Source organism: Roseomonas sp. TS2, from assembly GCF_058833935.1.
Window position 1 is genome coordinate 1 of sequence record NZ_JCACVY010000156.1, and the last position, 10,753, is coordinate 10,753.

Here is a 10,753-nt window from a genome sequence, read left to right on the forward strand (position 1 = left end):
TGCAGCAGCAGCGGCGCCGCGGCCAGGACGCGGCAGCCGGAATCCGCCATCAGCACCTCCGGCCTGTCCTGCTGGTAGCCGCCGAGCAGAAGGGCGGTGCCCGGCGCCGGGGCCACGCGCAGCAGCGGCAACGCCTCATCCGCCTCGCCGAGGGGCCGGTCGAGGGTCAGCAGCGCCCAGTCCGCGCCCGCCGGGCCACGCCGCGCCGCCTCGAAGCCCGGGCCGGTCCGGTAGGCCACGACGCGCGCCTGGCCGGTCCATTCCCCCATCCGGTAGCCGCGCAGGAAATGCACCGAGCCGGGCTGCACCAGCGCGGCGGCGCGCGGCGCGACCAGGCAGTGCGCCGCCGTCAGCACATGGCGGGGGCCGACCAGCACGCCGGTGCAGCGGCCGCCCAGCTCCGTCTGCACCCGCCCGAAGGCCCGCCAGGGCGCCGCCGAGACATCCACCCCGCGGCGCGGGTCCGCCTCGCCCACGCCGGGCAACAGCGGGTTGGCCGCCACCGCGGCCGCGGCAAGGCTCAGCAGGAAGGCGGGCAGGAGGGCAGGCATCAGGCGCGGTCGTGGCATCGGCCGGGTGTGGCGCCCGCAGCCTGGGCTGGCGAATCAAATCCGGCGTTGGCTGTGCATCTTCTGGCAACGTTCCGCATTTACAGAATGTTCACGCATCCTGCGGCAAACATGAAATATCAGATCTTCGGGACGGTTTTTGATATGCGCTTCGCCTCTTCCCGCCGCTTCCAGGCCCGCCTGATCCGCCTCCTGCGCGAATGGCTGCTGCAAGGCGCCTATCGGCCGGAGCGCCGCTACATGCGGGGAATCGCCAACCGCTAGCGCGCCAGGCGGGCGGCCCGCCCGCGCCCTTTCCCGCCTGCCTTCCGGAGGGGCCGCCCCGGCCGATGGTTGCCGGCCCCGATCAGGTTTGCCCTTCGCCCTCCGCGTGAGACGGTTTAAGCACGAGGGAAACCTTCGGACGGGAAGACCTGGGATGATCGAAAGGCGGACCCTGCTGCGCGCGGCCGGCGCGACGGCGATGGCCCCTCTGCTGGCCCGCCCTGCCCTGGCCCAATCGGCCACCGGACAGGGCGCGGCACTCAAGATCGGCATGATCACCACCCTCTCCGGCCCGGGCGGCTATCTCGGCCAGGACATCCGGGATGCCTTCGCCCTCGCCATGGAGATGGAGGATGGCAGGCTGGGCGGCACGCCGGTGCGGCTGCTGGTGGAGGATGACGCGCTGAAGCCCGGCCAGGGCAAGCAGATCGCCGAGCGCTTCCTGAAGAACGAGAAGATCCGGCTGATGACCGGCGTGGTGTTCTCCAACGTGCTCGGCGCCGTGGCGCCGGACGTGCTGGATTCCGACGGCATCTATGTCAGCCCCAACGCCTCCCCCTCCACCTTCGCCGGGCGGGAGTGCCACCGCAACTTCTGGTCCGTCGCCTGGCAGAATGACAGCCTGCACGAGAGCGCCGGGCAGGCGGCGATGAATCTCGGCTTCAAGCGCATGTTCATCCTCGCCCCCAACTACCAGGCGGGGAAGGACGCCATCACCGGCTTCAAGCGCTTCTACAAGGGGCAGATCGCCGGCGAGGTCTATACCCGCCTCGACCAGACCGACTACGCCGCCGAGATGGCGCAGATCCGCGCCGCGCAGCCGGACGCGGTGTACCAGTTCCACCCCGGCGGCCTCGGCATCGCCTTCCTGAAGCAGTATGTGCAGGCCGGGCTCTCGGCCACCACGCCGATGGTGCTGGCCTCGCCCTCGATGGACAGCACCACCCTCGCCGCGGTGGGCGAGGCGGCGCTCGGCATCAACGTCACGGCGCAGTGGAACAGCGACTTCGACAACCCGGCCAGCCGCCGCTTCGTCGAGGCCTTCACCGCCAAGTACGGCCGCACCCCCACCTACTACGCGCAGCAGGGCTACGACACGGCGCTGGCCATCGGCGCCGCGCTGAAGGGCACGGGCGGCAGCGTCGAGGATCTCGCCGCCTTCCGGAAGGCGATGCAGCCGGCGTCCTTCGAGAGCCCGCGCGGCCGCTTCGCCTTCGGCGCCAACCAGCACCCGGTGCAGGACTGGTTCCTGCTGAAGGTGGAGCGCGGCGCCGACGGCAAGCCCGCCCTGGTGACCAAGGGCAAGGTGCTGGAGAACCACACCGACGCCTACGCCGGCCAATGCCGGATGTGATAGGGCCGGGCGTCGCCGCAGGCGCGCCCGGGAGCTTGCGGAAATAAAGGAAGGGGGCCCGGGGGGATTCATTCCCCCGGCGCTTTCGGAGTCTGTCTGATGGTCCTGCTGCTGGAGCAGCTTCTGAACGGCCTGCAGCTCGGCGTCATGCTGTTCCTGCTGGCCGCAGGCCTGACGCTGGTGTTCGGCATCATGGGCGTGATCAACCTGGCGCACGGCTCGCTCTACATGGTGGGCGCCTTCGCCGCCGCCTGGGTGGCGGCACAGACCGGCTCGGCGCTGCTGGCGGTGCCGGCGGGCCTCGCGGCCGCCGCGCTGGCGGGCATGGCGGTGGAGCTGCTGGTGCTGCGCCGCCTCTATGCGCGCGACCACCTGGACCAGGTGCTGGCCACCTTCGGGCTGATCCTGTTCTTCAACCAGGGCGCCATCCTGCTGTTCGGCCGGCAGCCGCTCTTCGTGGACATCCCCGAGGGGCTGCGCGGCGCGGTCGAGATCATCCCCGGCGTGCCCTACCCGGCCTACCGGCTGGCCATCCTGGCCGTGGGGCTGCTGGTGGCGGCGGGGCTGTACGGGCTGATCCAACACACCCGCACCGGCATGCTGGTGCGCGCCGGCGCCACGCACCGGGAGATGGTCCGCGCCCTCGGCGTCGATGTGCGGAAGCTCTACACCCTGGTCTTCGGCCTCGGCGCGCTGCTGGCGGGGCTGGCCGGGCTGATGGCGGGGCCGATCTTCTCCGTGCAGGTCGGCATGGGGGAGCAGATCCTGATCATGACCTTCGTCGTCGTCGTCATCGGCGGCATCGGCTCGGTGCGCGGGGCGCTGGCGGGGGCGCTGCTGGTGGGGCTGGTGGACACGCTGCTGCGCGCCTACCTGCCCGCCCTGCTGCGCGGCGCCATGCAGGGCCCGGACGCCGACGCGCTGGCCGCCGGCCTCGCCTCCATGGGGGTCTATCTGCTGATGGCGCTGGTGCTGCTGCTGCGGCCGCGCGGGCTGTTCCCCGCCCATGCGTAGGATGTTCCGCCGCGCCCGCCGCCCCTCCCCCGGCTGGCTGGCGCTGCCGCCACTGCTGGCGCTCGCCATCGCCCTGCCCTGGGCGGCCGAGGCGCTGGGCACGCCGGCCAGCACCGGCCTCGCCACCCGCATGGCCATCTACGCCATCGCCGCCAGCGCGCTGAACCTGGTGCTGGGCTATGGCGGCATGGTCAGCTTCGGCCATGCCGCCTTCTTCGGCCTCGGCGGCTACACGGTGGGCATCCTCTACGCCCACTGGTCCTGGCAGGAGCCGCTCTGGGGCTTCATCCCCGGCACCACCTCGCTGCCGGTCACGCTGCTGGCCGCCATGGCGGTGGGCGGCGCAGGGGCGGCGCTGATTGGCGCGCTCTCGCTGCGCACCCGCGGCGTGCAGTTCATCATGATCACCCTGGCCTTCGCGCAGATGCTGTTCTTCCTGTTCGTCTCGCTGAAGGCCTATGGTGGCGACGACGGGCTGAGCGTGCGCCGCCAGGGCGAGTTCCCGGGGCTCAACCTGCGGGACGCGGCGCAGCTCTACTGGCTCTGCCTCGGCCTGCTGGTGGCCTGGCTGCTGCTGCTGCGGCGCGTCACGCGCTCGCGCTTCGGGCAGGTGCTCTCCGGCGCGCGGCAGAGCGAGCGGCGGCTCCAGGCGCTCGGCATCGCGCCCTATCCCTACAAGCTCGCCGCCTTCATCCTCTCCGGCATGGGCGCGGCGCTGGCGGGCGCGCTGATGGCCAACTACGCGCGCTTCGTCAGCCCCGACATGCTCGCCTGGACCAAGTCCGGCGAGCTGATGATCATGGTTATCCTGGGCGGCGTCGGCACGCTGATGGGGCCGGTGCTGGGCGCCATCGCGCTGGTCGGGCTGGAATACTGGCTGGCCGGCCTCACCGAGCACTGGCAGTTCGTGCTGGGGCCGCTGCTGATCGCGGTGGTGCTGTTCGCGCGCGGCGGGCTGATGGCGCTGCTGCGCCGGCCGGGCGCCCCGGGGCGGGCGCAGGCATGACCGCGCCGCTGCTGCTGGTGGAGGGGCTGCACAAGCGCTTCGGCGGGCTGCGCGCCACCGACGACCTCTCCCTCGCCGTCCGCATGGGCGAGCTGCACGCGCTGATCGGGCCGAACGGCGCCGGCAAGAGCACCGCCATTGGCCAGATCACCGGCGAGATCCGCCCCGATGCCGGGCGCATCCTGTTCGCGGGGCGGGACATCACCCGCCTGCCGCCGGCGCGGCGGGTGCGGCGCGGCCTCTCCCGCACCTTCCAGATAGTGCAGCTGCTCGACGCGGCGACGACGCTGGAGAACGTGGCGCTGGCGGTGCAGGCGCAGCAGGGCCACAGCTTCCGCTTCTGGCGCGACGCGCGGCGGGACGAGCGGCTGCGCCAGCCCGCCCGGCTGCTGCTGCTGCAGGCGGGGGTTGAGCCGGCGCTGTGGGAGCGCCCGGCGGGCGACCTCTCGGCCGGGGCGCGCAAGCAGCTGGAGCTGGCGCTCGCCCTGGCCGCCGCGCCGCGCCTGCTGCTGCTGGACGAGCCGATGGCCGGCCTCGGCCCCAGCGAATCCCGCGCCATGACCGAGACGCTGCGCGGCCTGAAGGGCCGCATGGCGATCCTGCTGGTGGAGCACGACATGGAGGCGGTGTTCGCGCTCGCCGACCGCGTCTCCGTGCTGGTGGACGGGCGCTGCCTCGCCTCCGGCCCGCCGGAGGAGATCCGCGCCGACCCCGCGGTGCGCGCCGCCTACCTCACCGAGGACGAGGAGGGCTGAGGCCGATGCTCGAGATCTCCGGCCTGACCGCCGGCTACGGCCACAGCCAGGTGCTGTTCGGCGTGGACCTCCTGGTGCGGGAGGGCGAGGTGGCGACGCTGCTCGGCCGCAACGGCATGGGCAAGACCACCACGGTGCGCGCCCTGCTCGGGCTGAACCCGCCGCGCGGCGGGCGGGTGGAATTCGGCGGGGAGAGCCTGGCCGGGGCCACGCCGGAGGCGATCGCGCGGCGCGGCATCGGGCTGGTGCCGGAGGGGCGGCAGGTCTTCCCCACCCTCACCGTGCGGGAGAATCTCGTCGCCACCGCCGCCAACCGCCTCGGCCTGCCCGAGCCCTGGGACCTGGCGCGCATCTACGCGCTGTTCCCGCGCTTGGCAGAGCGGGCGGGGCAGTATGCCCGCACCCTCTCGGGCGGCGAGCAGCAGATGCTGGCGATCGGCCGCGCGCTGATGACCAACCCCCGCCTGCTGGTGCTGGACGAGGCCACCGAGGGGCTGGCGCCCGTGATCCGCGCCGAGATCTGGGCCACGCTGGCGGCGCTGAAGGCGCGCGGCCTGTCCATCCTGGTGATCGACAAGAATCTCGGCGCCCTCTCGCGGCTGGCGGACCGGCACCACGTGCTGGAGAAGGGCCGCACCGTCTGGACCGGCGACGGCGCCGCGCTGGCGCGGGAGGCGGCGCGGGTGCGCGGGTGGATCGGGCTGTAGGCAGGGGACGTTCCTGCAAGCGCTGCGCGGCCTCAGAGCCCCGCGCCGCGCGCGGCCCAAGCCGCCATTTCGCCATCGGCGATCGTCAGCGACACCCGCCAGCGATCCGCGCGGCGGAGGATGTAGACATGCTCCCACTCGGCGATCAGCGCGTCGCCCTCGCCCAGCATGCGGTAGGCCATGCGCGCCTCCGCGACGCCGGGGAACAGCTCGGCGGAGGCCAGCAGCCGCCCCACGGGCCGCACCACGCCCTGCTGGCGGTAGAACGCCATCAGCCTGACGCAGTGGTCGCGGAAGGCCGGCCGCTCCATGGCGAAGTTCCCGCCCGGCGCCGGGAACAGCCCCACCGGGTCCCACAATGCGCTCAGGGCATCGGCATCGCCGCGGGCGAAGGCATCGAGGTAGCCGGCGAAGAAGGTCCCGATCTCGTCCTGAATGGTCATTCTGACACTGCCCTGTGGCTGGAAATTCAGCGTGGCTGGAAATTCAGCGTGGCTGGAATTCGGTGTGGCCCGCCTTCGGCCGGCTCAGGCCCTGGTGGGCTGCACGGGGCAATGTTCCGCCTGCAGCAGCTGCGTCCTGACGATGTCGTTGAAAGTCATGGCCGGGTTTGCCTCGGCCAGCATGCCGATCTTCATCCAGAACTCGGCCTGCGCGTTGATCGACCGGCACATGACCGTGCTGGCGCGGCGGGCCTGCTCATGGAGCCGCTCATCGATCTTGACGAGTCCCATCGGTCATCCAGCCTGTGCGAAGCGCATGGTCCGTATATGAATCATATGCCCGCTGGTCAATGCAGGCCGGCTTCTCGAAGGGCTGGCCTGTTGATCAGGCCCTGCCGTCCAGAACGGCACGCCAGAACGACACGAAGACGAAGGAAGATGCCCCGGTGACCGACACCTATCGCGGCATGGGCCGCGCCGCCCTGGACCGCGAATACAACGCCCGCGCCACCGTGCCGGACATCATGCCGATCCTGGCCGAGTACCGCGCCCGCACCGAGGCGGCGAAGGCCGCGCTGCCGGGGGCGCGCATCGGCCTGCCCTACGGCCCCACGGAGCCCGAGCGGCTGGACATCTACCCCGCCGCCACCCCTGGCCCGGCGCCGGTCTTCGTCTTCATCCATGGCGGCTACTGGCGGCTGCTGGACGCCGCCGATTCCGGCTTCATGGCGCCCTACCTCACCGCCGCCGGGGCCTGCGTGGTGGCGGTGAACTACGCCCTCGCCCCCGCCGCAACGCTCGACGAGATCGTGCGGCAATGCCGCGCGGCGCTGGCCTGGCTGCATGGCAACATCGGCCGCTTCGGCGGCGACCCGGCGCGAATCCACGTCGCCGGCAGCTCGGCCGGCGGGCACCTCGCGGCCATGCTGGCGGCGGGGGGCGGCTGGAGCGCGGGCCTCGGCCTGCCGCCGCGCCCGGTGGCCGGCGCCACCCTGCTCTCCGGCCTCTACGAGCTGGAGCCGCTCCGCCTCTGCCACGTGAACGAGTGGATGCGGCTGGACGAGGCCGCCGCCGTGCGCAACTCGCCGGCCCTGCTGCCGCCTCCCGCGCCGGGCACGCCGCTGGTCTTCTCCGTGGCCGAGACGGAGACCGCGGAGTTCAAGGCGCAGACCCGGGCGCAGGCCGAATACTGCGCCGAGGCGGGCTGCGCCGTGACGGCCGTGCCGGCGCCGGCCGGCTCCAACCATTTCGACATCGTCTTCCAGCTCTGCGCCGACACGCCACTCGCGCGGGCGGTGCTCAGGGCCATGGGTCTTCGATGAGATTCTTCTTTTTCTGAAGAAAAAGAAGCAAAAAGACTTTTCGAGTCTGGCGGCGCGTCGGTGGCTGGCGCACCGCCAAACTGACAGAAGTTTTTTGGTTCTTTTTTCCAAAAAAGAACCCTTCGTCTTCACCCCGCGATGGGCGGCACATCCCGCGTCATGTCGGCCAGCACCTCCGCCACGTGGCGCACCTGCACCGGGCTGCCCTGGCGGTGCAGGCGGCCGGCCATGTTCAGCAGGCAGCCCATGTCGCCGGCCAGCAGCGTGTCGGCGCCCGTCGCCTCGATGTCCTTCACCTTGTCGGACACCATGCGGGTGGAGATGTCGGGATACTTCACGCAGAAGGTGCCGCCGAAGCCGCAGCACAGCTCCGGCTCGGCCAGCTCCTTCACCGTCAGCCCCTCGACCCCCGCCAGCAGGCGGCGCGGCTGTGCCTTCACCCCCAGCTCGCGCAGGCCGGAGCAGGCATCGTGGTAGGCGGCCACCCCGGCATGGCGGGCGGCGACGCGCTCCAGGCCGCGCACATCCACCAGGAAGGAGACCAGCTCATGCGTCTTCGCCGCCAGCGCCTCGGCGCGGGCGCGATAGTGCGGGTCGTTGTCGAACAGGCCGGGATAGTGCTTCGCGATCATACCGGCGCAGGAGCCGGAGGGGGCGACGACGAAGTCGTAGGGCAGGAAGGCGTCGATGACGGGCCGGGCCAGGTCGCGCGCCGTGGCGCGGTCGCCGCTGTTGTAGGCGGGCTGGCCGCAGCAGGTCTGCAAGGCGGGCACCTCCACCTGGCAGCCGGCCTGCTCCAGCAGGCGGATGGCGGCGAAGCCGACGGAGGGCCGGTAGAGATCGACCAGGCAGGTGACGAACAGGGCGACGCGCGGCTTCGGCTCGGACATGGGCGGGGACGATAGCCGCGGCGGGGGCGGATGCAAGCGCCCGGCGCTCAGGGCGCGGCGGGCTCCAGCACGTAGAGCGTGGCCGTCTCCTTCATCCGCCCGGCGGCCTCGGCCGCCTCCTCGCCCCAGCCCCAGAACAGATCGGCCCGCGCCGGGCCCTTGATGGCGCCGCCGGTGTCCTGCGCCAGCACCAGCCGGCGGATCGGCGCGCCTGTCAGCGGGTGCTTCGCCACGATCCAGACGGGGCTGCCGAGCGGGATCTCGCCACGGTCCACGGCGATCGAGCGCAGCGGCGTCAGCGGCACGCCGAGCGAGCCGGAAGGCCCCTGCTCGGGCCGCGCGCTGGCCTCGCGGAAGAAGACGTAGGAGGGGTTCTCCGCCATCAGGGCACGGGCGCGCTCCGGCCCGGCCGCCTCCAGCCAGGCGAGGATGCTCTGCATCGACACCTGCTCGCGCGGGATCTCGCCGCGCTCGGCCAGCAGCCGGCCGATCGGCACATAGGCGCGGCCGTTCTGCGCGGCATAGCCCATGCGGCGGACGGAGCCGTCCGGCAGCACCACGCGGCCGGAGCCCTGGATCTGCAGGAAGAACTTCTCCGCCGCGTCGTCCACCCAGAGCAGGACCGGCGCCTCCACCGCGCCGGCCTCGATGGCGGCGCGGTCCGGGTAGGGCACCAGACGCCCCGCCTCCACCCGCCCCGCCGTGCGGCGGCCGCGCAGGTCGGGCGCGAAGCGGCCGAGATCCACCTCCACCAAGTCGGACGGGCGGCCGTGCAGGGGGATGGTGTAGGGGCCGCCGCGGCTGGCGGCGCCGCGCAGCTCCGGCTCGTAATAGCCGGTCATCAGCCCCTCGCCGGCGGCGCGCAGGGTGAAGCGGCGCTCGAAGAAGGCGCGGGCGGCGGCGTTGTCGCCGCGCGGCAGGGCCGCGGCCTCGGCGCAGAGCGCTTCCGGCAGGGCGGGCGGGCGGCAGCCGGCGATGAAGGCGGGGATGGCCTCGGCCAGACTGTCCTCGCCCCAGCCCGGCAGCTCCGCCACATGGCGGGGCGGCACGGCGCAGGCGGCCAGCAGGCAGAGCAGGGCGAAGGCGGCGATGCGGCCGGGGCGGAGGCCCCGGCCGGCCGGCGGGCGTGCCACGCGGCTCAGGCGGCGTGGGTGCCGACCAGCTTCCAGGTCGGGTCGGCGCTGCTCAGGTCGCGCTGGAAGGTCCAGATGTCGGTCAGCTCGGTCACCGCCTCGGCGCCCGAGACGATGTCGCCATTCGGGCCGGTGGTGACGTTCACCTGGTCCGAGATGATGCGCACGGTGATGTCGGCCACGCTGCCGCGCAGATCGGCGGCCTCGATGGCCATGTCGTGCACGGCGCGGATCTCGGTGCGCTGCCGCTCGCCCGCCGTCTCGCGCGTCACCAGCGCCTGCTCGAAGCCGGCATAGGTGTCGGCGGAGAGCAGGTTGCGCAGCGTCTCGCGGTCGCCCTTGGCGAAGGCGGCGACGATCATGCGGAAGGCGCCCTCCGCCCCGGCCAGGAAGGCGGCCGGGTCGAAGCCGGCATCGGCCTGCCGGATCCGCTGCAGCGCCTGCCCGACGGGCGAGCGCGCATCCGGGATCGCCAGGCGCGGCGCGCCGGCCACCGGCGGCGGCGGCATCTGCGGCGCGTCCGATTCCGCCGGGCCGGGCATGCCCTGGCCGGGGACGGGACGCTCCTGCGGCGGCCGCTCGAAGCCTTGCCGGCGGCCCAGGACGCTGCGCAGCCGCAGCACCAGGAAGGCCGCCACCATGGCGAACAGGATCAGATCGACCGGAAATCCGCCGGACATTGCATTCTCCTCATGTGCATCACTTAGGGGTCATGCGGCGCCACCGCAACGGCCCCCGCCTGCCCAACCCGCCCGGCGCACGTCATAAAGCCGACATCTTGCCGCCCCACCCGCCTGCCGTTACTGCCAGCCCGTCCCCTCCGGAGTTCCGCGATGATCCTGCTGCGTCACGGCCAGAGCGAGTTCAACCTGCATTTCAGCGCGACCCGCCGCGATCCGGGCATCAAGGACCCGAAGCTGACCATCCTCGGCCGCCACCAGGCCGAGCAGGCGGCCGAGGCCCTGGCGGGCGAGGATATCCGCCGCATCATTGCCAGCCCCTACACCCGGGCGCTGGAGACGGCGGCGCCGCTGGCCCGCCGCCTCGGCCTGCCGGTGCTGGTGCACCCGCTGGTGCGCGAGCGCTATGCCTTCACCTGCGACATCGGCTCCCCCTGCGCCGCCCTGGCGATGCAGTGGCCGGAACTGGACTTCTCCCACATCGACGAGGTGTGGTGGCCCGCCACCGAGGAACCCGCCAGGCAGGTGGAGGACCGCGCCCGCCTGTTCCGCGCCGAGATGGGCGCGCTGGCGGACTGGGCGCACACCCTCGTCGTCAGCCATTGGGGGTTCATCA

At 72.6% G+C, this 10,753-nt stretch carries 14 protein-coding genes; 8 read left to right on the forward strand and 6 right to left on the reverse strand.

All coding sequences use genetic code 11. From position 1 onward, the window contains the following. On the reverse strand, positions 1 to 551 hold a 551-nt coding region (locus tag ACZJYS_RS19015), incomplete at its 3' end, for a trypsin-like serine peptidase (protein ID WP_493179942.1). A 105-nt stretch (positions 552 to 656) separates the two neighbouring features. On the opposite strand from ACZJYS_RS19015, the gene ACZJYS_RS19020 reads away from it, so the two are divergent. From ACZJYS_RS19020 to ACZJYS_RS19045, 6 genes are all read left to right on the forward strand, one after another. After that, entirely contained in the window at positions 657 to 833 is a 177-nt protein-coding gene (locus tag ACZJYS_RS19020) for a hypothetical protein (protein WP_181378006.1), read from the forward strand. Positions 834 to 987: 154 nt separating this feature from the next. Then, positions 988 to 2,187, forward strand: a complete 1,200-nt coding sequence (locus ACZJYS_RS19025; protein ID WP_493179943.1) for an ABC transporter substrate-binding protein — start codon at positions 988 to 990, stop codon at positions 2,185 to 2,187. A 99-nt stretch (positions 2,188 to 2,286) separates the two neighbouring features. Next, the gene (locus tag ACZJYS_RS19030; protein ID WP_493179944.1) at positions 2,287 to 3,201 is read left to right on the forward strand and encodes a branched-chain amino acid ABC transporter permease; all 915 of its coding nucleotides are present in this window, start codon (positions 2,287 to 2,289) and stop codon (positions 3,199 to 3,201) included. After that, positions 3,194 to 4,207 carry a branched-chain amino acid ABC transporter permease gene (locus tag ACZJYS_RS19035; protein ID WP_493179945.1) on the forward strand — a complete coding sequence of 338 codons (1,014 nt, stop codon included), beginning with the start codon at positions 3,194 to 3,196 and terminating at the stop codon, positions 4,205 to 4,207. The genes ACZJYS_RS19030 and ACZJYS_RS19035 overlap by 8 nt, the downstream gene beginning before the upstream one ends. Further along, positions 4,204 to 4,962: an ABC transporter ATP-binding protein gene (locus tag ACZJYS_RS19040; protein ID WP_493179946.1), complete on the forward strand. Its 759-nt coding sequence runs from the start codon at positions 4,204 to 4,206 to the stop codon at positions 4,960 to 4,962. Before ACZJYS_RS19035 ends, ACZJYS_RS19040 begins: the two co-directional genes overlap by 4 nt. A 5-nt stretch (positions 4,963 to 4,967) precedes the next feature. Beyond that, positions 4,968 to 5,669: an ABC transporter ATP-binding protein gene (locus ACZJYS_RS19045; RefSeq protein ID WP_109515912.1), complete on the forward strand. Its 702-nt coding sequence runs from the start codon at positions 4,968 to 4,970 to the stop codon at positions 5,667 to 5,669. Positions 5,670 to 5,701: 32 nt separating this feature from the next. On the opposite strand, the gene ACZJYS_RS19050 is transcribed toward ACZJYS_RS19045, so the two are convergent. Both ACZJYS_RS19050 and ACZJYS_RS19055 read right to left on the reverse strand, forming a co-directional pair. Then, positions 5,702 to 6,112, reverse strand: coding sequence for a nuclear transport factor 2-like protein (locus ACZJYS_RS19050; RefSeq protein WP_493179947.1), 411 nt, complete (start codon positions 6,110 to 6,112; stop codon positions 5,702 to 5,704). 84 nt (positions 6,113 to 6,196) lie between these two features. Then, positions 6,197 to 6,403, reverse strand: coding sequence for a ParD-like family protein (locus tag ACZJYS_RS19055; RefSeq protein WP_493179948.1), 207 nt, complete (start codon positions 6,401 to 6,403; stop codon positions 6,197 to 6,199). Positions 6,404 to 6,558: 155 nt separating this feature from the next. On the opposite strand from ACZJYS_RS19055, the gene ACZJYS_RS19060 reads away from it, so the two are divergent. Beyond that, positions 6,559 to 7,434, forward strand: a complete 876-nt coding sequence (locus ACZJYS_RS19060) for an alpha/beta hydrolase (protein WP_493179949.1) — start codon at positions 6,559 to 6,561, stop codon at positions 7,432 to 7,434. Between the two features lie 128 nt (positions 7,435 to 7,562). Here the strand turns inward: ACZJYS_RS19060 and ACZJYS_RS19065 are convergent, their stop codons facing one another. The 3 genes from ACZJYS_RS19065 to ACZJYS_RS19075 are packed head-to-tail and all read right to left on the reverse strand — an operon-like array spanning position 7,563 to position 10,137. Then, the gene (locus tag ACZJYS_RS19065; RefSeq protein ID WP_109515909.1) at positions 7,563 to 8,324 is read right to left on the reverse strand and encodes a (Fe-S)-binding protein; all 762 of its coding nucleotides are present in this window, start codon (positions 8,322 to 8,324) and stop codon (positions 7,563 to 7,565) included. Positions 8,325 to 8,371: 47 nt separating this feature from the next. Next, entirely contained in the window at positions 8,372 to 9,457 is a 1,086-nt protein-coding gene (gene mltA / locus ACZJYS_RS19070; RefSeq protein ID WP_493179950.1) for a murein transglycosylase A, read from the reverse strand. 5 nt (positions 9,458 to 9,462) lie between these two features. Continuing rightward, complete coding sequence (locus tag ACZJYS_RS19075; RefSeq protein ID WP_109515907.1) at positions 9,463 to 10,137, reverse strand: Tim44/TimA family putative adaptor protein; 675 nt, start codon at positions 10,135 to 10,137, stop codon at positions 9,463 to 9,465. 153 nt (positions 10,138 to 10,290) lie between these two features. On the opposite strand from ACZJYS_RS19075, the gene ACZJYS_RS19080 reads away from it, so the two are divergent. After that, a partial coding sequence (locus tag ACZJYS_RS19080; RefSeq protein ID WP_493179951.1) for a histidine phosphatase family protein occupies positions 10,291 to 10,753 on the forward strand: 463 nt, incomplete at its 3' end.

Coding starts and splice junctions, on each gene's coding strand:
- ACZJYS_RS19020 (WP_181378006.1), top strand. CDS start 657: ATGTTCACGCATCCTGCGGCAAACATGAAATATCAGATCTTCGGGACG.
- ACZJYS_RS19025 (WP_493179943.1), top strand. CDS start 988: ATGATCGAAAGGCGGACCCTGCTGCGCGCGGCCGGCGCGACGGCGATG.
- ACZJYS_RS19030 (WP_493179944.1), top strand. CDS start 2,287: ATGGTCCTGCTGCTGGAGCAGCTTCTGAACGGCCTGCAGCTCGGCGTC.
- ACZJYS_RS19035 (WP_493179945.1), top strand. CDS start 3,194: ATGCGTAGGATGTTCCGCCGCGCCCGCCGCCCCTCCCCCGGCTGGCTG.
- ACZJYS_RS19040 (WP_493179946.1), top strand. CDS start 4,204: ATGACCGCGCCGCTGCTGCTGGTGGAGGGGCTGCACAAGCGCTTCGGC.
- ACZJYS_RS19045 (WP_109515912.1), top strand. CDS start 4,968: ATGCTCGAGATCTCCGGCCTGACCGCCGGCTACGGCCACAGCCAGGTG.
- ACZJYS_RS19050 (WP_493179947.1), bottom strand. CDS start 6,112: ATGACCATTCAGGACGAGATCGGGACCTTCTTCGCCGGCTACCTCGAT.
- ACZJYS_RS19055 (WP_493179948.1), bottom strand. CDS start 6,403: ATGGGACTCGTCAAGATCGATGAGCGGCTCCATGAGCAGGCCCGCCGC.
- ACZJYS_RS19065 (WP_109515909.1), bottom strand. CDS start 8,324: ATGTCCGAGCCGAAGCCGCGCGTCGCCCTGTTCGTCACCTGCCTGGTC.
- ACZJYS_RS19075 (WP_109515907.1), bottom strand. CDS start 10,137: ATGTCCGGCGGATTTCCGGTCGATCTGATCCTGTTCGCCATGGTGGCG.